General features: G+C 71.3%; 21 protein-coding genes, 1 tRNA gene and 2 pseudogenes. 15 read left to right on the top strand and 9 right to left on the bottom strand.

The window, feature by feature from the left end; all coding sequences use genetic code 11:
* Positions 1-215: 215 nt before the first annotated feature.
* Positions 216-302 (top strand): annotated as a pseudogene (locus AB0E85_RS20165) (GntR family transcriptional regulator); the annotation flags it as partial.
* A 54-nt stretch (positions 303-356) separates the two neighbouring features.
* On the opposite strand, the gene AB0E85_RS20160 reads toward AB0E85_RS20165, so the two are convergent.
* Positions 357-956, bottom strand: a complete 600-nt coding sequence (locus AB0E85_RS20160; RefSeq protein ID WP_361928830.1) for a hypothetical protein — start codon at positions 954-956, stop codon at positions 357-359.
* A gap of 177 nt (positions 957-1,133) precedes the next feature.
* On the opposite strand from AB0E85_RS20160, the gene AB0E85_RS20155 reads away from it, so the two are divergent.
* The 3 genes from AB0E85_RS20155 (at position 1,134) to AB0E85_RS20145 (ending at position 5,271) form a co-directional block, all read left to right on the top strand.
* Positions 1,134-3,977, top strand: a complete 2,844-nt coding sequence (locus tag AB0E85_RS20155; protein WP_361928828.1) for a hypothetical protein — start codon at positions 1,134-1,136, stop codon at positions 3,975-3,977.
* A 158-nt stretch (positions 3,978-4,135) separates the two neighbouring features.
* The gene (locus AB0E85_RS20150) at positions 4,136-4,768 is read left to right on the top strand and encodes a hypothetical protein (protein WP_361928825.1); all 633 of its coding nucleotides are present in this window, start codon (positions 4,136-4,138) and stop codon (positions 4,766-4,768) included.
* 305 nt (positions 4,769-5,073) lie between these two features.
* Positions 5,074-5,271 carry a hypothetical protein gene (locus tag AB0E85_RS20145; protein WP_361928822.1) on the top strand — a complete coding sequence of 66 codons (198 nt, stop codon included), beginning with the start codon at positions 5,074-5,076 and terminating at the stop codon, positions 5,269-5,271.
* Between the two features lie 176 nt (positions 5,272-5,447).
* Here the strand turns inward: AB0E85_RS20145 and AB0E85_RS20140 are convergent.
* Positions 5,448-5,520: transfer RNA gene (locus AB0E85_RS20140), tRNA-Arg, on the bottom strand.
* Positions 5,521-5,841: 321 nt separating this feature from the next.
* Here AB0E85_RS20140 and AB0E85_RS20135 point away from each other — a divergent pair.
* From AB0E85_RS20135 to AB0E85_RS20120, 4 genes are all read left to right on the top strand, one after another.
* Positions 5,842-7,449: a dynamin family protein gene (locus AB0E85_RS20135; RefSeq protein ID WP_361928819.1), complete on the top strand. Its 1,608-nt coding sequence runs from the start codon at positions 5,842-5,844 to the stop codon at positions 7,447-7,449.
* Positions 7,450-7,560: 111 nt separating this feature from the next.
* A complete protein-coding gene (locus tag AB0E85_RS20130) occupies positions 7,561-9,273 on the top strand; it encodes a YfjP family GTPase (RefSeq protein WP_361928868.1) in 1,713 nt (570 codons plus the stop codon).
* A 218-nt stretch (positions 9,274-9,491) separates the two neighbouring features.
* The gene (locus AB0E85_RS20125; RefSeq protein ID WP_361928817.1) at positions 9,492-9,968 is read left to right on the top strand and encodes a single-stranded DNA-binding protein; all 477 of its coding nucleotides are present in this window, start codon (positions 9,492-9,494) and stop codon (positions 9,966-9,968) included.
* Between the two features lie 283 nt (positions 9,969-10,251).
* Positions 10,252-11,661: a TQXA domain-containing protein gene (locus AB0E85_RS20120; RefSeq protein WP_361928814.1), complete on the top strand. Its 1,410-nt coding sequence runs from the start codon at positions 10,252-10,254 to the stop codon at positions 11,659-11,661.
* Positions 11,662-11,707: 46 nt separating this feature from the next.
* Here AB0E85_RS20120 and gap read toward each other — a convergent pair whose 3' ends face one another.
* The 3 genes and pseudogenes from gap to AB0E85_RS20105 all read right to left on the bottom strand — a co-directional run.
* A complete protein-coding gene (gene gap, locus AB0E85_RS20115) occupies positions 11,708-12,706 on the bottom strand; it encodes a type I glyceraldehyde-3-phosphate dehydrogenase (protein ID WP_361928812.1) in 999 nt (332 codons plus the stop codon).
* Positions 12,707-12,850: 144 nt separating this feature from the next.
* Positions 12,851-13,810, bottom strand: coding sequence for a helix-turn-helix domain-containing protein (locus tag AB0E85_RS20110; RefSeq protein ID WP_361928809.1), 960 nt, complete (start codon positions 13,808-13,810; stop codon positions 12,851-12,853).
* Between the two features lie 183 nt (positions 13,811-13,993).
* Positions 13,994-14,761: pseudogene (locus AB0E85_RS20105) on the bottom strand (site-specific integrase); the annotation flags it as partial.
* A 205-nt stretch (positions 14,762-14,966) separates the two neighbouring features.
* Here AB0E85_RS20105 and AB0E85_RS20100 point away from each other — a divergent pair.
* From AB0E85_RS20100 to AB0E85_RS20075, 6 genes are all read left to right on the top strand, one after another.
* A complete protein-coding gene (locus tag AB0E85_RS20100) occupies positions 14,967-15,512 on the top strand; it encodes a GNAT family protein (protein ID WP_361928807.1) in 546 nt (181 codons plus the stop codon).
* A 53-nt stretch (positions 15,513-15,565) separates the two neighbouring features.
* The gene (locus AB0E85_RS20095; RefSeq protein ID WP_361928804.1) at positions 15,566-15,805 is read left to right on the top strand and encodes an RHS repeat domain-containing protein; all 240 of its coding nucleotides are present in this window, start codon (positions 15,566-15,568) and stop codon (positions 15,803-15,805) included.
* The gene (locus AB0E85_RS20090) at positions 15,798-16,553 is read left to right on the top strand and encodes a GntR family transcriptional regulator (protein WP_361928801.1); all 756 of its coding nucleotides are present in this window, start codon (positions 15,798-15,800) and stop codon (positions 16,551-16,553) included. The genes AB0E85_RS20095 and AB0E85_RS20090 overlap by 8 nt, the downstream gene beginning before the upstream one ends.
* A 333-nt stretch (positions 16,554-16,886) precedes the next feature.
* Positions 16,887-18,551 (top strand): energy-dependent translational throttle protein EttA, encoded by a 1,665-nt coding sequence (ettA, locus tag AB0E85_RS20085; protein ID WP_161362108.1) that lies wholly within the window; start codon positions 16,887-16,889, stop codon positions 18,549-18,551.
* Between the two features lie 6 nt (positions 18,552-18,557).
* A complete protein-coding gene (locus AB0E85_RS20080) occupies positions 18,558-18,971 on the top strand; it encodes a thioesterase family protein (protein ID WP_358956224.1) in 414 nt (137 codons plus the stop codon).
* On the top strand, positions 18,968-19,636 hold the full coding sequence (locus AB0E85_RS20075; protein ID WP_361928797.1) for a hypothetical protein: 669 nt from the start codon (positions 18,968-18,970) through the stop codon (positions 19,634-19,636). The genes AB0E85_RS20080 and AB0E85_RS20075 overlap by 4 nt, the downstream gene beginning before the upstream one ends.
* An 18-nt stretch (positions 19,637-19,654) precedes the next feature.
* On the opposite strand, the gene AB0E85_RS20070 is transcribed toward AB0E85_RS20075, so the two are convergent.
* Positions 19,655-20,068, bottom strand: coding sequence for a globin (locus AB0E85_RS20070; protein WP_161362113.1), 414 nt, complete (start codon positions 20,066-20,068; stop codon positions 19,655-19,657).
* A gap of 79 nt (positions 20,069-20,147) precedes the next feature.
* On the opposite strand from AB0E85_RS20070, the gene AB0E85_RS20065 reads away from it, so the two are divergent.
* Positions 20,148-21,131 carry a methyltransferase domain-containing protein gene (locus tag AB0E85_RS20065; protein ID WP_361928793.1) on the top strand — a complete coding sequence of 328 codons (984 nt, stop codon included), beginning with the start codon at positions 20,148-20,150 and terminating at the stop codon, positions 21,129-21,131.
* A gap of 20 nt (positions 21,132-21,151) precedes the next feature.
* Here the strand turns inward: AB0E85_RS20065 and AB0E85_RS20060 are convergent, their stop codons facing one another.
* The 3 genes from AB0E85_RS20060 to AB0E85_RS20050 all read right to left on the bottom strand — a co-directional run bounded on the left by AB0E85_RS20060 (position 21,152) and on the right by AB0E85_RS20050 (position 25,450).
* A complete protein-coding gene (locus tag AB0E85_RS20060) occupies positions 21,152-22,555 on the bottom strand; it encodes an FHA domain-containing protein (protein ID WP_361928790.1) in 1,404 nt (467 codons plus the stop codon).
* Between the two features lie 32 nt (positions 22,556-22,587).
* Positions 22,588-23,934, bottom strand: a complete 1,347-nt coding sequence (locus tag AB0E85_RS20055; RefSeq protein ID WP_361928787.1) for a VWA domain-containing protein — start codon at positions 23,932-23,934, stop codon at positions 22,588-22,590.
* A gap of 100 nt (positions 23,935-24,034) precedes the next feature.
* The gene (locus tag AB0E85_RS20050; RefSeq protein WP_361928784.1) at positions 24,035-25,450 is read right to left on the bottom strand and encodes a protein phosphatase 2C domain-containing protein; all 1,416 of its coding nucleotides are present in this window, start codon (positions 25,448-25,450) and stop codon (positions 24,035-24,037) included.
* Positions 25,451-25,453: the final 3 nt, after the last annotated feature.

Below are 25,453 nucleotides of genomic sequence, written 5' to 3'. Positions count from 1 at the left end.
GATTGACGAGACCGACGGCACCGTGTTGACGAGCTGGCCGGAAGAGCCTCAGCCTCCTGCCATGCTGACGCCATGACCATCGAGCACATCGACACCGACACGACCGCCGAGCCGCGGGCACCGTGGCGAAGCCCACGACAGGTCCCGAAATCCGGTGACGCTGGGCAGAGTTGTCACTGAAGCCTCCTGGTACCGAAGGAGTTGGTGAACCGCCCATGTCGTCGCTAGGCCGGTTACGCCCCAGCCCGCTGGTCGAACAGGCCGCCGAACGCCTGCGCGACCAGATCGGCGGCGGACACTGGCGACGGTTGCCGAACTCCTCGTACGGCCGTGGGCAACGCCAACGCGACGATCTGTCAGAAGCGGCGTCGGCGGGCGATCGTGGTCTCGGCCCTCCGTAGTGCGATGGCCAGTTCGGCGGCGGCACGCTCCTGCTGTCGTACCCGCAGCGCGAAGAGCTGCAGCCGGTGTTCAGCCGGTACGTCGTCGGGAGAGTGGGCTGCGGCATACGCCGCCTCGATCTCCGCCAGTGGGGCAGTGCCCGTCGAGCAGTAACCCGTCAGCTGCTCCGCCACCGCCGAAAGCCGGGAGCGCAGGCGCCGAGACCGCCATCCCCCGGGGCACTGGTCGAGGGCGCGCTCGATGTGCAGGCGTCGGGCCCGCTGCCGTTCGAGCTCCGCGGTGGTGGCCGACAGCTCCGCCTCCCGGGCGCGGCGCAGGTCGATGTCCGCGGCGCGCAGGACGCGGGCGGCGTCGGCCAGACGCTCCCTGAAGCCGTCACGACGACGATTGCGAACGGCGAACACGACCCCGGCGAGAACCGCCAGGAACGCCGACGCGGCGATGACCGTCTGTATCACGGGGATGTAGATGGCCTGCTCCTGTGCGAGCCGCAGGCGGACGGGGGCGTCGGACAGCCCGGTGAGTACGTCAGTCCGTGAGATGAGGGGAAACATGCGCGAGTGCTCCGCTGCTCGTCCCCGATATCGTCGGGGTGGGCCGGTGATGGCCCGTAGCTGAGCACCACGAGTGTCGGCCCGTCGACTCCTCATCGAGTGGCGACCGACAACGCTGCTGGTCAGGGGGCGATCCGGGCATCCGGTCCGGATCCGGTCCGGAGAGGCGGACGGCGGATGGCACAGGGTAAGTACCGGCAGCTCTTCGCGGCGGAACTCGGAAAGCTCAGGGAGAGGGCGGGCGGCCTGTCCCAAGTGGCCCTGGCCAAACGGGCGTCCGACCGAAACCCTCCGTGCACGAGCCTTTCGAAGAGCACGCTCAACGATTGGCTGGGCGGCAAGGCGGTCCCCGAGGACGGACTGCTGGATCCCAACGCCAAGTACGTGGGTGAACGCCCCAATCCCTTCAGCGCGTTGCTGTACGTACTGTTCGAGCGAGGGGAACACCGAAAGCCGACCCGGGACGAAGTGATCCACTGGGAGAAACTGAGCCGAAACGCCCGGGCCGAGCATCCCGGCCCGCGACCTCCGGACCGGGAGAGCGCACCGGGCCGTCCCTTCGCCTCCCTCGCCGGCCCGTGGGAGCTGAGCGCCCACGAGGTGATCCAGGTGCCCGGTCGGCCCGAACTCCCGCGCATGCCGGCATACGTCCCTCGGGCGCACGACCGTGAACTCGCTCGGCTGGCCGCTCTCGCCGCCGCGGGCAAGAGCGTGGCCGTGCTGCTCTTCGGCGCGCCGTCGACCGGGAAGACCAGAGCACTGTGGGAGACACTCGCGTCCACCCCGGAGATCCGCGCCGACTGGACGCTCTGGGAGCCGGCCAAGAGCGGCACCCACGCCCAGCTGATGGCGGACCTGGAGCGGGTGGCTCCACGCACCGTGGTCTGGCTGGACGACACACGTGAACGGCTGCTGTTCTCCGATGCCGATGCCCAGGAGGAACTCGCGCGCGGGCTGCGCAGACTGCTGGACGACGAGCGGCGGACGCCGGTCCTGCTCGTCGACACCCTGTGGCCGGACGACCACCGGGATCTGCGCACCAGGAGTGCCGGGCGGCACGGCACGCACGCGCGGTTCCTGTTCGAAGGCCACAACATCGAGGTCCCGGACACCTTCAGCGGTGCCGCGCTCCGGGCGATGCGGGAGTACGCCCTCTCCGACCCCCGCATCGACGAAGCTCTGCGTCACGCCAGGTCCGCCACACCGGACCGCAGCGAGATCGCCATCACCCAGTACCTCGGCGGCCTGCCCCGCGTCCTGCAACTGGCGGCGGGAGCCTCGGCTGGCGGCAAGGCTCTGCTGCAAGCCGCCACCGAGGCCCGTCTGCTCGGTCACGGCCCCGCCCTGCCCGAGCGGCTGCTGTCCGACGGAGCCGTCGCCTACCTGGAGGACTGGGAATACGAGCAGGAGGGAGAGGACTTCGCGGTCGGTGCGCTGAGATACCTCTCGGACGGCGAGGAGTGCCGCGGTGTACGGCCCCCGCTGGGACGCGTTCCGCGTCGGCCGTACGAGAAAGGGGCGGCGGGCCCGCACTACCGCCTCAACGACGTGCTGGAACACCGTGCACGCTCCGGGGGGCGGGCCAGGCAGCCGGTACCGACGGGCATGTGGCAGGCGCTCTTCACGCACGGCGATCCGGAGCAGTTCGTCGCCCTCGGCACGGCGGCGGAGCGAAGGGGACTGCGTCGGCTCGCCGAACGCTTCTACGCGCGGGCGGAGGCGTACGGCGACGCCGAGGCGGCGAGTGACCGGGGGAGGCTCCTGGAGGACATCGCCCCCGAGTCGGCCCTGCGCTGCTACCGGCGGGCGTTGGAAGGCGGAAGCCATGTGTCCGGATTCCTCGTGCTGCGGCTGCTGGAGCGCTTGGGACGGCAGCGGTCGGAGGTCGCGCAGTGGCGTGTCCCGCAGTTCGAGCTCGACGGGACGGCGGGCGTCGTCGCCCTCGCGTCCGCCGCGAGTCTGGCTCGCTCCCTCGAACTCATCGACAAAGCCGTCGAGTTGGCCTGCCTCGCGGCCTCCCGTGGAGACGACGTCACCCTGGTGTACGAGGGCGGCGCCTGGGAGATGGTGGAGATGCTTCTGGCGGCGGACCACCCGGAGGCGGCCGAGGTGTGGGCTCGTTCATGCGCCCTCTTCCCGGACAGCGGCCTGTGGCACGACGCCGTCAAAGTCATGGTGGACAACGGTCACACGGCGGAGGCGCTGGCCTGGCTCGATGGACTCGGTGACGAGCAGCCTCCCTGTGCCTCACCGTTGCGGTACCGGCTGCTGCGCACCCTGGGCCGAGACGACGAGGCATGGGACGTCCTGTTGCACAGGGCACGGTTGGGCGACCTGGGCGCACGCAGGGAACTGGAGCGCTGGGGGCAGGAATCGGGGCGCGAGGTGCCGGCGGAGGAGGTCGTCACCGCTGAGGCCGTTACCGCAGAGGCTGAGCCGGCGGTGCCTCCAGCGGCCCAGGAACCCGTGCGGGCGGAGTGTCTCGCGCCGTCGCAGGACGATATCGAGAGCGTTCGGCGCTCGTTCCAGGAAGCGTTGGACTCGGCGTACGAGCAGCTGAAGGCCCGTCCGGACACCTCACGGGAGAGTCTTCTGGCAGGCGACGAGGGGCAGTCGAGACTCCACCAGGCCCTTCTGCTCGACAGCCTCTTCGACCGCGCCTGCAAGGACGGTGTCCTGGATCTGGCCCTGCGCCTGTACGAGTGGGACCCCGACTTCAGGTTGCATCGGCAGAGCGGGCCGACGTGGAGCAACTGGCTCGGTCCCGTTGAGACCAAGCTCGATGTTCTCGCCGACACCTTCGGCGCGGCGGACGAGATCATCGCCCTTCTGCTGCGCGCCGTCGAAGCGGGGCACGGCGGCCGTGACGCGGAACACCGGCTCATCGCGCTCCTGCACCGGGTCGGCCGCCTCGACGACGCCGAGCGACTGCGCTGCTACGGCATTGAGCCCGGCGGCACGATCGCCGAACCCTGGCAGCCGGTCGCCGACGGCTCCGCCGAGCCGGCGCTCAGCACTTGATGTTGACTGCCGACCCACCCCGCGACGTCCCCCTCGCGGACGCCTTCCGCTGCGAGCTGGTCAGCGCAACGCGACGCGGCCAGGCGTTCAGCCTCACCACGGGGCGCCCGGTCTCGCACCAATCCGGCGCGAATACCGTGAACTGGTAGGACTTCGCCGTGCAGTTCGCCGACGCCCAGTGGCACCGAACCGGAGGCAACAACCGGAAGAACACAGCCAAGGCGCTGATGGCGGCCATCATTGCCCTGCTGCGGACGCCGCCGACCACATTCCGGCCGGTCGACGTGCGCACTGCATTGCGGGAGTATGCGTTCAATGCGAGACGGCGGAAGGACGCCCCGCTCGAGGTGGCCACCATCCTGAAGTGGGTGGAGCGCAACTCCCTGACCATGGCCGCATGGGAGGATCCTGCCAAGGTTGATGCCGTACTACAGGCGGTCGACTCCAAGCTGGATGGCACCCGGGCCGCGGCAAGCTCCGTCAAGCGCCACCGGCGGATCCTCAACGTGGCGATGGAGTACGCGGTCAAGCACCGCATCCTTCGCGAGAACCCTCTACCGAAGGGGCGAGGGGCGGCCCCCAAGACGTCGTCGGCGATCGACAAGAGGGCGCTCCTCAACCCTCATCAGGCGGCGCGGCTGCTGGGGTGGGTGCGCAGGCGCCCCCGCGGCGGTGAGCGGCTCCACGGGTTCTTCGTCACGATGTACTACGCCGGGGCCCGTCCTGAGGAGGTCGTGGCCATGGGCGTTGCCGATGTCCGTTTGCCTGATGAGGACGCCGAAGACCAATAGGGCGAGCTGCTGTTCCATACGGCTCAGTCGGAGGTGGGGAAGAACTGGGCGGATGACGGTGAGATCCACGAAGACCGCGGGCTGAAGGGACGCGCCAGTGACGACACCCGCGTTGTGCCGGGGCATCCCTCGCTGACCAGGATTCTTCGTGAGCACATGAGGAAGGCGAACCTGGGGCCCAGGGATGTGCTCTTCCAGGGTGAAAAGGCGACATGCTCGCGGGCTCAGTCATTCGTCGAGCGTGGCGCAGCGCCCGCGGCAAGGTACTCACGGCGGAGGAGTTCGCCTCACCCGTAGGTAGGCGGGTGTATGACCTGCGGCACACCTGCCTGACCAACTGGCTCAGCGATGGCATTCCGCCGGCGCGGGTCGCTGAGTGGGCGGGCACCAGCGTGCCCGTGCTGCTGGCGACCTACGCGCCGTGTATTTCCGGGCAACTTCCGGACCTCAAACAGCGGATCCTGACCCGAGACGACCTCCCCGAGCTGCCCGAGACCGGCTGAGGCATCCCGGAGAACTTCTCCGCGTATTCCCCGCAGCCACCCGCAGAAGCCCGGTGACAGCCGGACAGCGCCGGACCCTTCCGGCGATCACCGGGGGACGGTCCGGCGCTCATTTTCGTGGGACTACATGCGCTCTGAGCAGCAAAAACGCCCTCCCGAAGGAGAGCGAAGAAGAGCGCCCCCGGCAGGACTCGAACCTGCGGCCAAGCGCTTAGAAGGCGCCTGCTCTATCCACTGAGCTACGGGGGCCGGGTGTGGTGGCCTCTGTCGTGGTGCCCTGGTGTGGGCCGAACCGTGACGTTGCCGGGGACAAGGATAGGGCTCCCGCGTCCTTGTCCCTGTTGCTTCGCCTCCGTGGCTCGATGTGGAGGTTCGGTGAAGCGGTCCTGATAATCGCAGGCAGGTACGAATCGTGCATCGCTTTTGGCGTCAGAGGCATCGGGTGTTGTGCACTCGTTATGCCTGGAGTCTGCCCCTGTCCCAGTCGTCCCTTCCGTCCCTTGTGTTCTGTCGGCGCGCAGACATGCTCATATGCTTCAGAATTCCCCTAAAATTGGGCATTCTTCACATGTGGTGACCTTGGACGTACGGCCTCAGCTGCTCGACGCACTCTCCGCCCTGCGCGACCGTGTCGCCGCCGCACGCTTCCCGCTGCCCCTGGCGGGGGCCCCACGCGCGCGTGCCAACCGCGACGAACTCCTCGCGCAGCTCGACGACTACTTGGTGCCCCGCTTGCGGGACCCCGAAGCGCCGCTTCTGGCCGTCGTGGGAGGCTCGACCGGAGCCGGGAAATCGACGCTCGTGAACTCCCTCGTGGGACGGCGCGTCAGCGAGGCGGGCGTGCTGCGGCCGACGACACGCACCCCCGTGCTGGTCTGCCATCCGGAGGACCACCACTGGTTCAGCGGAATGAGGGTGTTGCCCGACCTCACGCGCGTGTGGGTGCCCCAACAGGACTCCACCGACGACCTGCTGCTCCCCGGCGAGAACCCCGCGCGCGTACTGCGCGTCGAGACCGCCGAGACCCTCCCGCCCGGCCTCGCCCTCCTCGACGCGCCCGACATCGACTCCCTGGTCTCCGACAACCGGGTCCTGGCCGCCGAACTCATCTGCGCCGCCGACATCTGGGTCATGGTCACCACGGCCGCCCGCTACGCCGACGCCGTCCCCTGGCACATGCTGCGCACCGCCAAGGAGTACGACGTCACCCTCGTGACCGTGCTCGACCGGGTGCCCCACCAGGTGGTGAACGAGGTGTCGCGGCAGTACGGGGCCCTGCTCACCAAGGCCGGGCTCGGCGAGGTGCCGCGCTTCACCGTGCCCGAACTGCCCGAGTCCGCCTGGGGCGGCGGGCTCCTGCCGGCCTCCGCCGTCGCCCAGCTGCGCACCTGGCTCGTCCACCAGGCCCAGGACCCCGCGGCCCGGCAGCACGTCCTCGCCCGTACGGCGTACGGCGTCCTCGACTCCCTCAAGTCCCGGATGCCCGAGCTGGCCGGGGCCGCCGCCGCTCAGTACGCCGCCGCCCTGCGGCTCACCTCCGCCGTCGAAGGGGCGTACGACGGCGAGCACACGCGCGTGCGGGGCCGGTTGCAGAGCGGGGCGGTCCTCGCCGGGGACGCGCTCAAGCGGTGGCGCGCCTTCCCCCTGGACTGCACCGCCGCCGAACTCCTCGACGCGCTCGTGGAGAGCCTCAGCGCGCTGCTGCTGTGCGCCGTCACCGCCGCCGACGAGCGCGTCGACGACGCCTGGCGGCGCGAACCGGCCTCCAGCGCCCCGGAACTCGCTGCACGTGACTCCGGCGCGGACAGCGCCGAGCACCGCATCGGACTCGCCGTACGGCGGTGGCGGCGCGAGCTGGAGGAGCACGCCGAGGACGAGGTCCGCGAACTCGACCGCAGCCTCGCGCCCGACCCCGAGCTCGTCGCCGCCCTGGTCGCCACCTCCCTGCTGGGCGGCCGCCGGGGACGGATGGCCGGGGAGGGCCTCGCCGAGCGGATCGGCGCCCATGGCGCGCTGCGGCTGCGCGACCGGGCCGGGCGGCTGCTCACCGAGCACGTGGACCGGGTCATGCACGCCGAACGCGAGCGCCGGCTCGCCCCTCTCGACGCGCTCGACGTCCACCCCGAGCCCCAGGCCGAACTCATCGCCGCGCTGTCCGTACTGCAGAAGGAGAGGTGACCGGTGACCGTCACCGACCAGGACCCCACCGAGCACGCAGATCAGCCGGACGACGACGCCCACGACAACGGGGGCGGCGCCGCCCGCCGGAGCGCCCCGGACGGCGAGCGCGTGACGCGTACCGACGCCACCGAGACCTGGGACGACGGACTCATCGCGCGCCGGGTCGCCGAGACAGCCGAAGGAGACAGGTTCCCCGTGACGGACAACCGCTCCGCCGTCCCGCCGACGGTGACCCCGCTGGTGTACGACGGGTCGCTGCGCTCACGGCTGGAGGCCCTGCGCGAACTCGTGGGGCTCTCCCGCACGCGGCTCGACAGCAGGACGCTCTCGGGGGCCGGCCGGGTACTGGACGAGGCGTCCGCGCGGCGCAGGCTCTCCGGTCAGCACACCGTCGTCGCCATCGCGGGTGCCACCGGCAGCGGCAAGTCGCAGCTGTTCAACGCGCTCGCCGGGGTGACCATCTCGGAGACGGGCGTACGCCGTCCCACCACCGCCGCGCCCATCGCGTGCAGCTGGAGCGACGGGGGGGCCGGCCTCATCGAACGGCTCGGGATCCCGCCCCGGCTGCGCCGCCGGCCGTTGCCGACCGGGGACGGCGAGTCGCCGCTGCGCGGACTCGTCCTGGTCGACCTTCCCGACCACGACTCGGCGGCCGTACAGCACCGCCGGCACGTGGACCGCATCCTCGGACTCGTCGACGCGGTCATCTGGGTCGTCGACCCGGAGAAGTACGCGGACGCCGTCCTCCACGAGCGCTATCTGCGGCCGATGGCGGCCCACGCCGAGGTCATGTTCGTCGTCCTCAACCAGGTCGACCGGCTGCCAGGGGAAGCCGCCGAGCAGGTTCTCGACGATCTGCGGCGGCTCCTCGACGAGGACGGCATCGCCCTCGGGGAGTACGGCGAGCCGGGCACGACCGTGCTCGCGCTGTCCGCGCTCACCGGGGACGGTGTCGGGGAACTGCGCGAGGCGCTCGGCCAGTTCGTCTCGGAGCGCGGGGCGGCGAACCGCCGTATCTCGGCCGACGTGGACATCGCGGCGGCACGGCTCTGGCCCGTCTACGCCACCCAGCGGCGGACGGGGCTCAGCGAACAGGCCCGGGAGGAGTTCTCCGACCGGCTCGCGGACGCGGTGGGCGCCACGGCGGCGGGCGAGGCGGCCGAGCGCGCGTGGCTGCGCAACGCCAACCGTGCCTGCGGCACGCCCTGGCTGCGGCTGTGGCGCTGGTACCAGGACCGTGGCGAGCCGACCACGGGCCGCCTCCCCTCGCGCACACAGGCCGACGAGGAGGCGACGGCCCGCCAGAGGGTCGAGCAGGCGGTACGGACCGTGGCCGACCGGGCGTCGGCCGGGCTGCCGGCGCCCTGGGCGCAGGCGGTGCGCGAGGCGGCCGTCCGTGGTTCGCAGGGGCTGCCCGAGGCGCTGGACGAGCTGACCGTGCGCGCGGGCGTGCCCGCGGGGCGGCCGCCGCGGCCGGGGTGGTGGCCGGTGGCCGTGCTCACCCAGGCGTGCATGACGATCCTGCAGTTCCTGGGCGGGCTGTGGCTGCTGGGCCAGATCATCGGGTTCATGGCGCCGAACCTGGGGGTGCCGGTGCTGCTGATGGTGATCGGCATCGTCGGCGGGCCGCTCATCGAGTGGAGCTGCCGGATGGCGGCCCGCGGCCCGGCCCGGCGCTACGGCCTGGAGGCGGAACGCCGGTTGCGGGAGGCGGCGGCCGGCTGCGGCCGGGCCCGGGTCCTGGATCCGGTGGCGGCGGAACTGCTGCGGTACCGGGAGGTCCGGGAGCAGTACGGGAGGGTGGTCGGGGCGGGGCGGTGAGACCCCGGGCAGGTTCGTCACCTAGGCAGCCCCACCCGTCACCATCGCCCCATCACCACCCGTCTGGGTGACGGCGTTATCCACAGGCACCCGGCGATCCACAGCGCTCAGCGGGCCCGGCCCGGCGACGGCAGTCTGGAAGACACAGCCGTACGGGACGGGCCCGTACGCGTGTCGGCCCAGTGCGTTGCCGCACTCCGGGCGAGGGAGGGTTCGCGATGAACGAGACGATGGTCTGCGCGGTCGGCAGGGTGGCGACGCAGCCGGTGTACCGGGAGGTGGCGTCCGGCCCGTCGGCGAGGTTCCGGCTCGCGGTGACCGCACGCTACTGGGACCGCGAGAAGAACACGTGGACGGACGGGCACACCAACTTCTTCACGGTCTGGGCCAACCGTCAGCTGGCGACGAACACGGCGGCGTCGCTGACGGTCGGCGATCCCGTGATCGTGCAGGGCAGGCTGAAGGTACGGACCGACGTACGCGAGGGGCAGAACTGGACGTCGGCGGACATCGACGCCGTGTCGATCGGACACGATCTGGCCTGGGGGACCTCGGCCTTCAGGCGCGCGGGCAAGGCGGAGACGGCAGCGGCGCCGCCCCAACCGGAACCCAACTGGGAGACCTCGCCCAGTGGTTCTGCCGAGTCAGCGGCGGCCGAACATCAACGTCGGCCGGAGTCAGCGGTATTGACGTAGCGTCAATGTCCCGACCGCATCCGTCCGCCCGAACTACGCCTTATCGCCCGGTGCGCACCGAACGATCAGGGGTGGATTTGTCGATAAGCCCTGCCCACCAGGGATCTTGGCGATAACGATTCCGAGTCGGATCACTCGTCCGACCGTCTGACCGGCGGGCGGGGTCCCCCGCGTCCCTAGGATGCCGGACATGGTTCTCGGGTCTCTTGTGTCCTGTGAGGCCTCTGATTCTGCTGGTGGGACCGTCCCCCCACGTCAACGGTCCTGCTCGAAGGGGAATTCGGTGTTTGCTTCGTTCTCTGAGGTGTTCGTACGCAGGCGAGCGGCGACCCGTCTCGCCACCGCGACAGTGGTGTCCGGGCTCGTCGCCGCCGGCGGTCTGGCCGGTGCCGGCCGGGCGGTCGCCGACGAGACGACACAGAGACAGGGCGGAGCGGCCGCGACGATAGGCGGCCTCAAGACGTACGGCGCGGCAGTGATACACGCCTCCACCGGCGACCAGGAGATCTCGGCGGGCCTGTTCGAGATGTCCGTCGACGGCGGCGGCATGCTGCAGACGTACTGCGTCGACCTCCACAACCCCACGCAGCGGGACGCCAAGTACCACGAGACGCCCTGGAGCGGCACGTCCCTGGGCACCAACAAGGACGCCGGCAAGATCCGCTGGATCCTCCAGAACTCCTACCCCCAGCTGAACGACCTCGCGGCGCTGGCGCGGAAGGCGGGCGTGCGCGGCCCGCTGACCGAGCAGGACGCGGCGGCCGGCACCCAGGTGGCGATCTGGCGCTACTCGGACGACGTGGCCGTCGATGCCCTCGACCCGCAGGCCGAGCAGCTCGCGGACCACCTGGAGAAGAGCGCCCGCGATCTGCCCGAGCCCCGGGCCTCCCTCACCCTGGAGCCGCCCGCCGTCTCCGGCCGGCCGGGGGAGCGGATCGGGCCGGTGACGGTGCGCACCAACGCCGGCAGCGCGACGGTCACCCCGCCCGCGGACGCCGCCACGAGCGGGGTGCGGGTCGTCGACAAGCAGGGCAAGGCCGTCACCACCACGTCCGACGGCGGGCAGGTGTTCTTCGACGTGCCCGAGGACGCGGCAGCCGGTACGGCGGACTTGACCGTGCAGGCATCGACGACCGTGCCGGTCGGCCGGGCCTTCGCCTCCGAGAACCGCAGCCAGACCCAGATCCTGGCCGGCTCCAGCGAGTCGACGGTGTCCGCGACGGCCGGGGCGACCTGGGCGAAGCAGGGCCCGGTCCCGGCGCTGTCGGCGGCGGAGAACTGCGCCGAGGGCGGCGTCGACATCATCGCGTCCAACCCGGGCGACGAGCCCTTCACCTTCGAGCTGGCCGGCTTGGAGCACACCATCACGGCGGGCGAGACCCGCACGGTGACGGTGCCGCTCCAGGAGGACCAGGCCTACGACCTCACGATCCACGGCCCCGGCGGCTTCGAGAAGCGCTTCACCGGCATGCTGGACTGCCAGACGCGCGGCAGCGACACCGGCACCACCACCCAGACCCTCAGCGAACCCAGCCCGGCGACGGTCGGCGGCACCGCCACGGACACCAACCTCGCCGAAACGGGCAGCTCGGAGCTCACCCCCGTGATCGTGGGTGTCGCCATCGGCCTGGTCCTGATCGGCGGGGCGACGCTGGTCGTGCTGCGGCGCCGGGAGGCGACGGCGGGGGAGTGACCCGGCGGGCGGCGCCGTCCGGGCCGCTCTCGCCCGCCGTCAGCCGTCAGCGGCCGGCAAGGAGTTCGAGGGTGTCGATCACGCGGTTCGAGAAGCCCCACTCGTTGTCGTACCAGGCGACCACCTTGATGTGGCGGCCGTCGACGCGGGTGAGTCCCGAGTCGAAGATCGACGAGGCCGGGTTGCCCGTGATGTCGGCGGACACGAGCGGGTCCTCGGAGTACTCCAGGACGCCGGCGAGCGGGCCCTCCGCCGCGGCGCGGTAGGCCGCCAGTACCTCGTCGCGCGTCACGTCGCGGGCGACGGTCGTGTTGAGTTCGACGATCGAGCCCACCGGAACCGGCACGCGGATCGAGTCGCCCGACAGCTTGCCGTCGAGGTTCGGCAGCACGAGACCGATCGCCTTGGCAGCGCCCGTCGTGGTCGGCACGATGTTGACGCCGGCGGCGCGGGCGCGGCGGGCGTCGCGGTGCGGACCGTCCTGCAGGTTCTGCTCCTGCGTGTAGGCGTGCACCGTCGTCATGAAGCCGTGCTCGATGCCCGCCAGCTCGTCGAGCACCGCGGCCAGCGGCGCGAGCGCGTTGGTCGTGCACGAGGCGTTCGAGACGACCGTGTGCACGTCCGGGTCGTACGCGTCGGTGTTGACCCCGAACGCGAGCGTGACATCGGCGCCGTCCGACGGCGCGCTGACGAGGACCTTCTTCGCGCCGGCGTCGAGGTGGGCACGGGCGGCCTTGGCCGAGGTGAAGCGGCCGGTGGCTTCGAGGACGATGTCGACGCCGAGTTCGGCCCAGGGCAGCTGCGCCGGCTCGCGCTCGGCGAGCACCTTGATGCGACGGCCGTCGACGACGAGGGCGTCCCCGTCGGCGGTCACCGGGCGGCCGAGCCGGCCGGCCGTCGTGTCGTAGGCGAGCAGCCGGGCGAGGGTGGCGGGCTCCGTTAGGTCGTTGACGGCGACGATGTCGAGGTCGCTGTCGCGTTCCAGCAGTGCGCGCAGCACATTGCGTCCGATGCGGCCGAATCCGTTGATCGCGATGCGCGTCATGAGTGGTGGTGTCCCTTCACGTCTCTCCGGTTCGCCACCAGCGTCGCGGCAGGCGTCCGCCCGGGACAGCGGCGTGATCGCCACGGTTCAAAAGGATCGCGCCACGGGCTCCACGGGCGGCGCCACGCACCACGGGACGACGGGCTACTCGCCCCGGGCGAAAGTGCGCCGGTACTCGCTCGGCGTGGTGCCCAGGATGCGCTGGAAGTGCAGCCGCAGATTCGCGCCGGTGCCCAGACCGACGTCGGCGGCGATCTGCTCCACGCCCCGCTCCGAACGCTCCAGCAGCTCGCGGGCCACGTCGATACGCGCGCGCATGACCCACTGCATGGGCGTGTACCCCGTGTCCTCGACGAAGCGCCGCGACAACGTACGGGGCGAGACCGCCGCGTGCCGCGCGAGCACGTCGAGGGTGAGGGGCTTGCCGAGCCGGCGCAGCGCCCACTCCCGGGTGGCGGCGAACCGCTCGCCCAGCGGCTCGGGCACGCTGCGGGGCACGTACTGTGCCTGGCCGCCGCTGCGGTAGGGGGCCGCGACCAGGCGCCGAGCCGCGTGGTTCGACGCCGCCACTCCGAGGTCCCCGCGCAGGATGTGCAGGCACAGGTCGATACCCGAGGCGGCGCCCGCCGAGGTCAGCACGCTGCCCTCGTCCACGAACAGGACGTCCTCGTCGATCCGGACGAGCGGGTGCTTCGCCGCGAGCGCTCGTGAGTAGTGCCAGTGCGTCGTGGCGCGTCTGCCGTCGAGCAGGCCCGTGGCGGCGAGCGCGAAGGCACCCGTGGAGATGGCGGCGAGCCGCGCGCCCCGGGCGTGGGCCGCGATCAGCGCGTCGACGACGGCCTGCGGCGGGTCGTCGCGGTCCGGGAAGCGGTAGCCGGGGATGAAGACGATGTCGGCCCAGGCCAGCGCGTCGAGACCGTGAGCGACGGAGTACGACAGACCGTCGCCGCCGGTCACGAGACCGGGTGCCGCACCGCACACGCGCACCTCGTACGGCATGCTCGCGCGGGTCGTGAACACCTGCGCGGGAATACCGACGTCGAGCGGCTTCGCCCCCACGAGCACGAGGACGGCGACGCGATGCAGGCGGGAGGACGGCGGCACGGGGACAGCGTACGAGGGAGCACCAGCCGGCCCGGCCACCCAGCACGAACCCCCAGGTCACAGCCCCCCACCCATACGCGTTTCCACCCAGGGCTGGCGGTACGGCAAGATGGGGTGTTACTTGCCGCGAGAGGGCATGAAAAGGCCCCTCACCAGCGGTTTTCTCGCCGATGAGGGGCCGTCTCAGGCGGCCTGGGCCGTCTCTGGGCCGTCGGGCGTCTCCGGGCCGTCATGAGCGTGACCGGCGGCCCGGTACATCGCGGAGATGGCCTTCCGGGTGCGGGTCTCGCTGGACGGCATGAGGTGTGTGTAGACGCGGAGGGTGAAGCCGGGGTCGCTGTGGCCGAGGTAGAGGCTCAGGGCCTTGATGCTCTCCCCGGCGTCCAGGAGGACCGACGCGTAGAAGTGCCGCAGGGCGTGCATGCCGTGTTCGCGGGCGGCGGCGTAGCGCTGGCCCTTCTCGGGGGTCGGGATGATGCCGGCGGCTGCGAGCGCGGGCTTCCAAGCCTGGTCGTTGAAGGCCTGGCTCCAGATGGCTGCGCCGATGCCGCTCGTGAAGAGGAGCCGGTGTGTGACCTTGGGGCCGGTCGGGGTCAGCCAGGGCAACGTCACGTCGACGGGCGGGAAGCACTGCATGTGCTCGCGGAGTGCGACCGACACCTCCGGGTCGAGCGGGACGTCTCGTAACTTGCCGCGCTTGGGCGGAGCGAAGACCAGCGTGCCGCGAACCTTCTTGACCTGCTGGCGAACGTGGAGCCAGCCGAGATCTCCGATGTTGTCGACGGCCAGGCCGAAGATCTCACCCTGTTGCAGGCCGCACCCGGCGCCGAGGTCGACCATGGCCCGGTAGCGCTCGGGCAGTCCGGCGCGTACGCCGAAGACCTGATCAGCGGACCACGGATGCACTCGTGACGGCACTGGGCGAGGTGCCTTGACCGATCGAGCCCGGCAGGTGGCTTCATGCATCTCTAGGAACAGCAGATGTGGACGGGTTTGGGAGGCGGTTGGTGATCTCCCGACGCCTGGATGTCGATGAGAAATGACGGCGCCGGCTGTGGCGGAAGTTGGCTCACGTTCCTGACAGTCGCCCAGCTCCCTGAGCAGGCCACTGCGAAACGGACGTGACAGGCGATGTCTGCTGAGGAAGACTCGCGTTGTGCGTGATCGTGTAGATGCTTCCTCTGGCCTGGTGTTGCGGAGATGGACGGCTGAGGATGCCTTGGCGGTGATGACCGCATTCGCGGATCCGCTCATGCGTGGACAGTCCGTCGAGCCGGTTGACTCTGTGCAGGCTGCTGCGCGGTGGATAGCGGCTCGTGGCGACCAATGGGTTGCGGATTCTGCCTATTCCTTCGCCGTCGTCGATGGTGGTGGCCTCGTTCTCGGCCAGGTATGCGTTGGCTCGGTGGATCGACGGCATGCCGTTGGATGGGTGTCCTACTGGACGACGGCAACGGCTCGTGGCCAGGGCATAGCTTCCCGTGCCTGCTGTGCTGTGGCCCACTGGGCTTTTGACGATGCCGACCTCTTCCGGCTGGAGCTTGGGCACCGGGTGAACAATCCCGCCTCATGCGGTGTGGCTCGCGCTGCCGGCTTCGCGGTGGAAGGACAGCAACGACAGAAGCTCGAGTACGACGGTGTGCGCTTCGACGTGGAACTCCATGCGCGTCTGGCAACAGATAGGGATCCTGTGGCGTTGTGATAGGCGGTGCGGGACGGCCCGCTGGTCGCGAGAGGCAACGGGCCGTCGGGTGAGTGCCCGTATCAGCGGCGGGAAATGTCACCAAGCGCACCGACGCCAACAACCACGCGACCGCCTACGGCTACGACGCGTCCCGTCGCCTGACGGCGGTCACCGACCCCCTGGACCGGGTGACCTCCTACGCGTACGACGCCGAGGGCAACCTCACCAAGAAGACCACCCCGCGCGGCTCGACCAGCTACGTCTTCGACACCCGCGGGCTGCTCACCAAGGTCGACTTTCCATATGTCTGAGCAGCCGCCCTACCTCCGCATCGCCGACGAACTCCGGCGGCGGATCGCGGAGCACGTGTGGGAGCCGGGAGACCGGCTGCCGTCGCGCGCTCAGATCGGCCAGGAGTGCGGCGTCGGCGAGAACGTGGTTCGCCGCGCGCAGGAGCTGCTGATCTCCCAGGGTGTGCTGGAAGGCCGGGCCGGATCGGGGACCTACGTCGCCGAGCCCCGGCAACGGGTGCGGGTCGTCCGGTCGTCTGCGTGCGCGCAGCCCGAGAAGTCGCCCTTCCGTGCCGATATGAGGGCTCTGGGCAAGCAAGGCGACTGGGAGAGCAAGACCGACGCCAAGGTGCCGGCCCCGGCCGACATCGCCGCCCGACTGGGCATCGCCGAGGGCGATCTGTGCGTCAGGACGGCATACGAGTTCCTGGCCGACGGCAGGCCGGTGCAGCTGTCGACGAGTTGGGAGCCGTACGACCTCACGGCAGGGACTCTCGTCGTTCTCCCCGAGGGAGGCCCGCACGCCGGGGCCGGTGTCGTGAACCGCATGGCAGCGATCGGCGTCAACGTCAGCCACGCGGTGGAGCAGCCGGAGCCGCGTCAGGCGACCGCCGAGGAGGCCTCTCTTCTGGGCATCCAGAAGGCCGCCCTCGTCACGTACATCCGACGGACGTACTACAGCGACGACGGGCGGCCCGTCGAGACAGCGGACATCGTCGTGCCCGCAGCTCACTGCGAGATCGTCTACGAGATCCCGATCAACCGGTAGCCGCAGGCCTGTCGAGGGTCGGGTGCGGCGGCGCTTCGGGCGTGTCCACGCCCATCAAGGGGTGAGGGTGGTCGGCCCGGGCGTTCACTCGTGGCGGCGGCCCAACCCCACGCATGCTGCCCACAAGTGATCATTCCTGGGCCGTCTCTGGGCCGTGCGAGGGTGCCCGAGGCCGACCAACGGCGACCGACAGTGACAGGCGAGTCCGAGCCACTCACCACGAACCCCCAGCTCACAGCCCCCCACGCATACGCGTTTCCACCCAGGGCTGGCGGTACGGCAAGATGGGGTGTATCTGCCCACTGCCAGTTTCAAGCTGCCGGACGGTTTCTCTTGGCTGAGTTCATTTACACCATGCGCAAGGCGCGCAAAGCGCACGGCGACAAGGTGATCCTCGACGACGTGACGACCAGCTTCCTGCCGGGGGCGAAGATCGGCGTCGTCGGCCCGAACGGCGCCGGCAAGTCGACGATCCTGAAGATCATGGCCGGCATCGAGCAGCCGTCCAACGGTGACGCCTTCCTCACGCCCGGTTACACGGTCGGCATCCTGCTCCAGGAGCCCCCGCTGACCGAGGACAAGACGGTCCTGGAGAACGTCCAGGAGGGCGTCGCCGGGATCAAGGGCAAGCTCGACCGGTTCAACGAGATCGCCGAGCAGATGGCGACCGACTACACCGACGAGCTCATGGAGGAGATGGGCAAGCTCCAGGAGGACCTCGACCACGCAGGCGCGTGGGACCTGGACGCCCAGCTGGAGCAGGCCATGGACGCCCTGGGCTGCCCGCCCGGCGACTGGCCCGTCACCAACCTGTCCGGTGGTGAGCGCCGCCGCGTCGCGCTGTGCAAGCTGCTGCTGGAGCAGCCCGACCTGCTGCTGCTCGACGAGCCCACCAACCACCTCGACGCCGAGTCGGTGAACTGGCTGGAGCAGCACCTGGCCAAGTACCCGGGCACCGTCGTCGCGGTCACCCACGACCGGTACTTCCTCGACAACGTCGCCCAGTGGATCTGCGAGGTCGACCGCGGTCGCCTCTACCCCTACGAGGGCAACTACTCCAAGTACCTGGAGACCAAGGCCGCCCGCCTCAAGGTCGAGGGCCAGAAGGACGCCAAGCGGCAGAAGCGGCTCAAGGAAGAGCTGGAGTGGGTGCGGTCCAACGCCAAGGGGCGTCAGGCCAAGTCCAAGGCGCGTCTGGCCCGCTACGAGGAGATGGCCGCCGAGGCCGACAAGATGCGGAAGCTGGACTTCGAGGAGATCCAGATCCCGCCGGGCCCGCGCCTGGGCAACGTCGTCGTCGAGGTCAACAACCTCACCAAGGGCTTCGGCGAGAAGCTGCTCATCGACGACCTCAGCTTCACGCTGCCGCGCAACGGCATCGTCGGGATCATCGGCCCGAACGGCGCCGGCAAGACCACCCTGTTCAAGATGATCCAGGGCATCGAGGAGCCGGACTCCGGCGCCATCAAGGTCGGCGACACCGTCAAGATCTCCTACGTCGACCAGAGCCGCGAGAACATCGACCCGAAGAAGACGCTGTGGGCCGTCGTCTCCGACGAGCTCGACTACATCAACGTCGGGCAGGTCGAGATGCCGTCCCGCGCCTACGTCTCGGCCTTCGGGTTCAAGGGGCCCGACCAGCAGAAGCCGGCGGGCGTGCTCTCCGGCGGTGAGCGCAACCGCCTGAACCTGGCACTCACCCTCAAGCAGGGCGGCAACCTGCTGCTCCTCGACGAGCCGACCAACGACCTCGACGTCGAGACCCTCTCCAGCCTGGAGAACGCGCTGCTGGAGTTCCCCGGCTGCGCCGTGGTCGTCTCCCACGACCGGTGGTTCCTGGACCGCGTCGCCACGCACATCCTCGCCTACGAGGGCGAGTCCAAGTGGTTCTGGTTCGAGGGCAACTTCGAGTCGTACGAGAAGAACAAGGTCGAGCGGCTCGGGCCGGACGCCGCCCGTCCGCACCGCGCCACCTACAAGAAGCTGACCCGGGGCTGATCGATCTTGCGGCACATCTACCGCTGCCCGCTGCGCTGGGCGGACATGGACGCGTACGGCCACGTCAACAACGTGGTGTTCCTCCGCTACCTGGAGGAAGCCCGTATCGACTTCCTGTTCCGCCCGGAGAAGGACTTCAAGCAGGGGTCCGTGGTGGCACGCCATGAGATCGACTACAAGCGGCAGCTCGTGCACCGGCACCACCCGGTGGACATCGAGCTGTGGGTCACGGAGATCAGGGCCGCGTCCTTCACTCTCACCTACGAGGTGAAGGACGACGACCAGGTCTACGTGCGGGCCTCGACGGTGATCGTGCCGTTCGACTTCGAGGCCCAGCGCCCGCGCCGGATCACCGCCGAGGAACGGGAGTTCCTCAGCGAGTACACGGATGACGCCGAGGAGGAGGCCGTCGCGGCATGACGGTGCTCCACCTCGCCGACGAGGGGGAGGCGGCGGATCTCGCGGCCTTCCTCTCCCGGCTGCTCCATTACGACCGTGGAGCCGCGGTGCGGCTACAGGCGGCGGGCACCGCACTGGCCGTCTTCGGACGGCCCCCGTCCTTCGAGGTGCTGGCCGTGCGGGCGGTGCGCCTGGCGAAGCCGTACGAGAAGGGTCTTGAGGTCACGCTGGACGTGACCGTGTCCGCCGGTGAGCTCCTGGAGACGGTGGACGAGAAGGCCGGCACGGCCGTCGTGCCGGGCGCCGTGACCGGGCCGCCGTGGGCGGGTGTGCTGCCGCCCCGGAGCGGCTGGCGCAGCGAGCCGGGGTTGCCGGCGCCGGACGCCCTGCGGTCGCTGGTCGCCGCCGTCGTCGCCGAATTCCGGTCCCGTACGCAGGAGTTGCCAGCCGAGGGGCGGACGCGGGCCGAGCTCGACCGGATCGGACGCGACATCTGGTCCCGTACGGTCGGGGACACCCGGCTGCCCGTGCGGGCCGTGCACGCCGCGCAGTCCCTCGGCTTCCTGCGGCCCGGGGCGCCGCCGGCGCTGTTCTCGTCGGGCGCGTGGCTGAGGCTGCGCACGCCGTACGGGTCCGTCGCCGTACGACGTGCCGGGCTGGGGGCGCTGGACGTCAGCGTGCGCTGACCGGCCCCTCGACGGCCGTCAGCCCGCGGTGTTGACCATCGAGGCCGCCGCGTACGTCAGGTAGTTCCACAGCGTGTGCTCGTGTTCCTCGGACAGCCCGAGCTCGTCGACGGCGACCCGCATGTGCTTCAGCCACGCGTCGTGCGCCGCGCGGTCGACCGCGAAGGGCGCGTGCCGCATCCGCAGCCGCGGGTGGCCGCGGTTCTCGCTGTACGTCGTGGGGCCGCCCCAGTACTGCATGAGGAACAGGGCGAAGCGGTCCTCGGCCGGGCCCAGGTCCTCCTCGGGGTACATGGGCCGCAGCAGCGGGTCCTCGGCGACTCCCTGGTAGAAACGGTGGACGAGCCGACGGAAGGTCTCCTCCCCGCCGACCTGCTCGTAGAAGGTCTGCTCCTGAAGCGTGCCGCGCCGAATCTCATTCACGCGCTCCATGGTCTCAGACGCCCCGGCATAGGACTCAAGACCTAGGACCACGCCGCTCGTGCCGGGGCCCTGCCCCTACTGTGGAGACATGGGCGGTTACGCACCCGGCAGGGAGCTCGACGGTCTCGCCGCCGCCGCGCGCGCGGCGCTGGTGCGGCGGATCGAGGCGAGCGGGGCCTGGAACACCGATCCGGGCTGGCGGGAGGCCTTCGCGGCGGTCCCGCGGCACCTCTTCGTGCCGTACTACTACGTGGGTGTCGCGGGCGGCTACGAACGCCGCTGGGGCGAGAGCACCGACCCCGGGGCGCGCGAGCGGTGGATGCGGGGCGCCTACGAGGACACCCCGCTGGCCACCCGGCTGCGTGACGGCGAGCTGCTGTCCTCCAGCAGCCAGCCGTCCCTGATGGCGGACATGCTGGCCGCGCTGGGCGTCACGGAGGGCCACACGGTCCTGGAGATCGGCGCAGGCACCGGCTACAACGCGGCGCTGCTGGCCCACCGGCTGGGTGACGACAAGGTCACCACCGTCGACCTCGACCCGGAGATCACCGAGTCGGCCCGCCGGCACCTCGCGGCCGCCGGGTACCACCCGGTCGTCGTCACCGGCGACGGCGCCCGGGGCGTGCCGGAGCGAGCGCCGTTCGACCGGATCATCGCCACCTGCGCGCTGGGCGGCGTCCCGCCCGCCTGGATCGCCCAGAGCCGCCCCGGCGGCCGGATCCTCATGCCGCTCGCCACCGGCCTGATCATGCTCACGGTGACGGAGGCCGGGCACGCCGAGGGACGCTTCCTGCACACACCCGCCTACTTCGTGCCGCTGCGCGGCGCCGGGCGGCCCGGGGGCGAGCCGGTCCAGCTGGGCGGGGTGCCGCGCCGGGCCCGTGAGGACGACTCGTTCCGCTTCCTGCTGGCCCTGACCCGCGGCAGCCTCGACCCGCAGGAGGCGCACGCGCTGTGGGAGCAGGAGGGCGGGCCGCAGCGCGAGCGCTACGGCATCACCGTCAGCGGCGAGAGGCAGTGGGCCTGGCTGGACGACCCGGAGGGGCCGTACGCCTGGCCCCTCCCGTCGTGACGTCGCGCTGTCGGCCGGGTTCAGCCGCGGCGGATCGTGATGGTCGTCCAGGCGCCCACGTGCACCCGGTCGCCGTCCTGTAGCGGTACGGGGACGAAGGGCTGGATCGGTTCGTCCGAGCCGTTGACCGTCGTGCCGTTCGTCGAGTTCTGGTCGACGACCGCCCAGCTGCCGTCCGGCTGCTGCACCAGCACCGCGTGCTGGTGCGAGACGCCCGGGTCCTCCGGCGGCGTCGACAGGTCGATGTCGGGGGTGTCGCCGGTGGAGTGCCGGCGGCGGCCGATCGTGAGCTGGTTGCCGGTGAGCGTGCGCTGCTGCTCGGGCGAGTACGCGGGCAGGTTCAGGCCCGCTGCCTCGGGGCCGGAGCGCTGCATCATCGCCATGAAGTAGTCGCGGTCCGGTCCGATGGTCGCGGTCCACGTCGCCGGTCCCTGCGGCGCCTGGGGCTGCTGCGGGAAGCCGCCGGGTCCGGGCGGGGCCTGCGTGGCGCCCGGCTGCGGGTAGCCGTAGCCGCCCTGGCCGGGACCGGGGCCGCCGGGACCGCCCTGGCCGCCCGGGCCGGACGTCGGCGGGGAGATCACCCAGTCGTCGTCACCGCCGCCGAAGGACGGACCGCCCTGCTGCGGGGGCCGCTGGGTCTCCTGCGGGAATCCGGGCGGGGCCGGCGGACCGGACTGGTGGAACGCCTGCGGAGCACCGGGACCGCCGGGACCGCCGGGTCCGGGCGGGGGCGGGACCGGGCGCGAGGGGTCGGCACCGAAGGCGCCGGGGCCGCCGGGACCACCCGGGCCACCTGGGCCGGGAGGGCCGCCGAAGCCGCCGGGACCACCGGGGCCGCCAGGACCGCCGGGGCCGGGCGAGGTCGGGGCACCGCCGGGCTGCGGGTAGCCGTAGCCACCACCCTGAGGGCCACCGGGGCCACCGGGGCCGGGGCGCCCGGACGGGTCGCCGCCGAACGGCGGGATCGGCTCGGCCGGGCGGTTCACCTGCGACGGGCGGGAGCCCTGGTACTCGTAGGAGTCACCGCCGCCGTACGACGGGCCGGGCGGGCCCTGCCGGCCGGGTGGCTGGAAACGCACGCCGGGGCCGGGTGGCGGGGCCGCGGGGGTGTACGACGTCGCCGTGTTCGTCAGGAAGTTCCACCGGCACTCCTCGCAGAACGGGGCGCCGCCCTCACGCGGCGTACGGCACTGCGGGCAGAGCTCCGGCTCGGCGTTCGGTACGGCGGACAGGTGCGGCGGGCGTCCACCGGGCTGGCCGCCCGGGCCCTGCGGGCCACCCTGGCCGGGCGGGGGCGGGAAGCCGTAGCCGCCGGGCGGGGGCGGCGGGGGAGGAGGCGGAGGCACGGCACCCGCCATGCGGTGACCGCAGACCTCGCACCAGTCGTCGGAACCCGACTGGTGTCCGTTCGGGCAGGTCGGCATGTCGGCGCGTCCCTCCTTCGATCTCTTCTAGGTCACTTCTTGACGCGAACGGTCTTGGTGGAACGGGTTTCGAGCGTCATCTCGTCAGCCTCCGCGACCTTCGCCTTCAGTCGCACAGTACCGGTCGCGGCATCGACCACGTCCACCACCTTCGCAAGCAGTTTCGCAGTATCCGCGTTCCCGGAGGCACTCGCGAGCTGAACGGCCCGGCCCAGTTTGGCCGTTGCTCCGTCCATATCTCCGGTCTTGCGGAGATCCAGCCCTTGTTGGATGACTTGTGCCAGTTCGGCCTGGCCGGTGTAGTGGGCGACCTGCGGGTTGATCGATGTCGAGGCGACCATGTCGTCCGTCCACACGGCCCGGACCAGGCCCTGCGCGCCGAGGTTCTGGACGCTGCCGTCGGGCTGCGGAATGACCAGGGAGATCCGGCCCGCCAGCATCTCCTGCCCGATGCCCGCGACCGGGACCTCGACGCAGACGTGGTAGTCACGGGACTCATCTCCCCAGGAACCGAGGGGATAGTCGCCGGCGCGCGGGCCCGCCTCGGTGCGCCGGGCGGTCAGGTCCTCGACCGTCGGCGCGACCTGCTTGACGAACTTCACGGTCGTGCCGACCGGGCTCCACAGCCGCAGTGAGACGTCCGCGACCTCCTTGCCCATCGCCGTCTCCATCATCCGCGTGAAGTCGGCGGCGAGCGCGGCCGGATCGGCGACGATGTCGGCGGTGCCGAGCAGGGCGGAGGCGATCCCTGTGACTTCTTTCACTTCCCAGTCGGTGCCCACGCCGCGCGCGTCACACGTGAAGCGCCCGGCGCACGCGTCGAGCGCGGCCTTCAGGTCCTGGGGCGATTCGTGCTCGTTGCGGCCGTCGGTGAGCAGGATGCCGTGCCGGATCGCGACGTCCGCGGAGGACAGCAGACGGTCGGCCAGTTTCAGCCAGGTGCCGATGGCCGTGCCGCCGCCCGCGCTGAGCGAGCGCAGCGCATGCTTGGCCTGCTCGCGGGTGGTGGCGTCGGCGACCGCGACGCGTCCGCCGCCCGGGTAGACCTCCTTCGCCACGTGGGTCCCGCCGATCACCGCGAAGTGCACACCGTCGCGCAGGGTGTCGATCGACGCGGCCGTGGCGTCGCGGGCGTTGCGCATCTTGGTCGGCGGGTAGTCCATCGACCCCGAGCAGTCGACCATGATCGCCACGGCCGCGGACGGGCCCTGGCCGGGTGAGTAGAGGTGGGGCGCCGCGACCGCGCTGCCGATCGTGCCGCCACCGGTCGCCGTCACCGTGACGATGGCGTTGACCTCGCCGGCGCCCTCCGGCAGGTACTCGTTCTGGTAGACGTCCACCGAGAACTGGGGCACGTTCGACTTCGAGAAATTGGCCATGCCTGCTTCGATCCCCCTCCAAAGCCCCCGCCGCGGCGGGGTGATGACGGTAGGCGGACCGGTCCCCTCCGGTCCGCCGAGGCGTCCGGCGTACGTGGCCTCAGGCCGATCCTGCCCCCTGGGGCACGGCCGGGAACGGCACGAGCGCCACTGTTACGTTGTCGTGGCCCCCGCCGTCCAGCGCGTGGCCGAGGAGCACCCGGGCGCTGTGCAGGGGGTGCACGGCGGCGTCGACCGGGACGACCCGGGCCATCTCCTCCGCCGCCTCCGCGTAGTTCCACAGGCCGTCGGTGCAGACCACGACCACGCCGGGCCGGTCCGGCTTGAACGCGGCGGTGTGCGGTTCCAGCTCATAGGCGTCCGCGCCGAGCCAGCCGGTGATCGCGTGGGCGCGCTCGTCGGCGTAGGCCTCGGCCTCGTTCATCAGGCCCGCGGCGACCATCTGCGCGGCCCAGGAGTCGTCCTCGGTGAGCCGGGCGGGGGGAGCGCTGCGGTCGACCGGCACCCAGTAGGCGCGGCTGTCGCCGACCCAGCCGACGATCAGCAGGCCCGACGTCACCACGGCGCCGACGATGGTGCAGGCGGGAGCGTTCTGATGAGGGGCCTGCTCCAGGGCCGTGGCGGGCTCCGCGGCGAGCGCGTTGACGGCGCGCGAGGCGGCGAGGATCGCGTCGTGCATCGCCTGCTGCGGGTGCGTGCCCCGCGGCAGGGCCGCCAGCAGCGTCTCGCCCGCCGCCTTCGACGCCGCCGCGGAGGCGTCGTCGGGGCGGGTCGCCGAGGAGACGCCGTCGCAGACGATCGCGACCGAGGCGGGGGAGCCGTCGGGCAGCGTGGTGGTGCCGATGGCGAACGCGTCCTCGTTGCGGTGGTGGCGCAGACCGCGGTCGCTGACCGCGGCCAGGGGGCCGGACTCCTGCTCCATGTGGTCCCGTTCGCGCGGCTGGGCGTGGCCGCAGTTCTCGCAGTAGCCGTCGTCGTCCACGCGGCCGGCCCGGCAGGCGACGCAGACCTTGCCGCCGGCGCCCGCGGCCTGGGCCGCCGGCTCGGCGGACACCCGGGGGTCCGGCGCCTGGAGAAGGTACTCGTCGGGCTGTGTCTGGTAGATCTCCGGAGACGCCGCAGCCCCCTCGGGCTGCCGCGGCCGGTCGAACCGCACGCCCGCCGCCGCGGGCGGCGGAGCACTCGGGGGCGGGGGCGCCTGAGGTGGCAGGGCCGAGCCGCCCGAGTCCGTGCCCGGCAGGTCCGTCGGCAGGTGCGCCGCCTGCGGGGCGCCCGCTCCGCCCGGCCCGGGGGCGGGCCAGGCCGCGCCGGCGGGGGGCGCCGACGGGGGCTCGGGATACTCGCCGGCCGGAGCGCCCTGTCGGGGCACCGAGCCGTTCATGGTGATGGTCGGGTTGTCCTGCGGCCGTTCCGGCACGGCGGACAGGTCATATCCGCACGCGCCGCAGAAACGGTCACCCGACTCGAGGGGTTCCTCGCAACTCGGGCAGGCGGACAACTGGGGCATCTGCGACATCAA

It is taken from the genome of Streptomyces sp. NPDC029044 (assembly GCF_040637495.1).
Lineage (GTDB): Bacteria > Actinomycetota > Actinomycetes > Streptomycetales > Streptomycetaceae > Streptomyces.
Note: the sequence above shows the minus strand (reverse complement) of the source record. Positions and strands in the feature narration are given on the sequence as shown.

Excerpts from the sequence above, each read along its gene's own strand:
- AB0E85_RS20160 (WP_361928830.1), bottom strand. The coding sequence starts at position 956 with ATGTTTCCCCTCATCTCACGGACTGACGTACTCACCGGGCTGTCCGAC.
- AB0E85_RS20155 (WP_361928828.1), top strand. The coding sequence starts at position 1,134 with ATGGCACAGGGTAAGTACCGGCAGCTCTTCGCGGCGGAACTCGGAAAG.
- AB0E85_RS20125 (WP_361928817.1), top strand. The coding sequence starts at position 9,492 with ATGAACGAGACGATGGTCTGCGCGGTCGGCAGGGTGGCGACGCAGCCG.
- gap (WP_361928812.1), bottom strand. The coding sequence starts at position 12,706 with ATGACGCGCATCGCGATCAACGGATTCGGCCGCATCGGACGCAATGTG.
- AB0E85_RS20090 (WP_361928801.1), top strand. The coding sequence starts at position 15,798 with ATGTCTGAGCAGCCGCCCTACCTCCGCATCGCCGACGAACTCCGGCGG.
- AB0E85_RS20075 (WP_361928797.1), top strand. The coding sequence starts at position 18,968 with ATGACGGTGCTCCACCTCGCCGACGAGGGGGAGGCGGCGGATCTCGCG.
- AB0E85_RS20070 (WP_161362113.1), bottom strand. The coding sequence starts at position 20,068 with ATGGAGCGCGTGAATGAGATTCGGCGCGGCACGCTTCAGGAGCAGACC.
- AB0E85_RS20065 (WP_361928793.1), top strand. The coding sequence starts at position 20,148 with ATGGGCGGTTACGCACCCGGCAGGGAGCTCGACGGTCTCGCCGCCGCC.
- AB0E85_RS20060 (WP_361928790.1), bottom strand. The coding sequence starts at position 22,555 with ATGCCGACCTGCCCGAACGGACACCAGTCGGGTTCCGACGACTGGTGC.
- AB0E85_RS20055 (WP_361928787.1), bottom strand. The coding sequence starts at position 23,934 with ATGGCCAATTTCTCGAAGTCGAACGTGCCCCAGTTCTCGGTGGACGTC.
- AB0E85_RS20050 (WP_361928784.1), bottom strand. The coding sequence starts at position 25,450 with ATGTCGCAGATGCCCCAGTTGTCCGCCTGCCCGAGTTGCGAGGAACCC.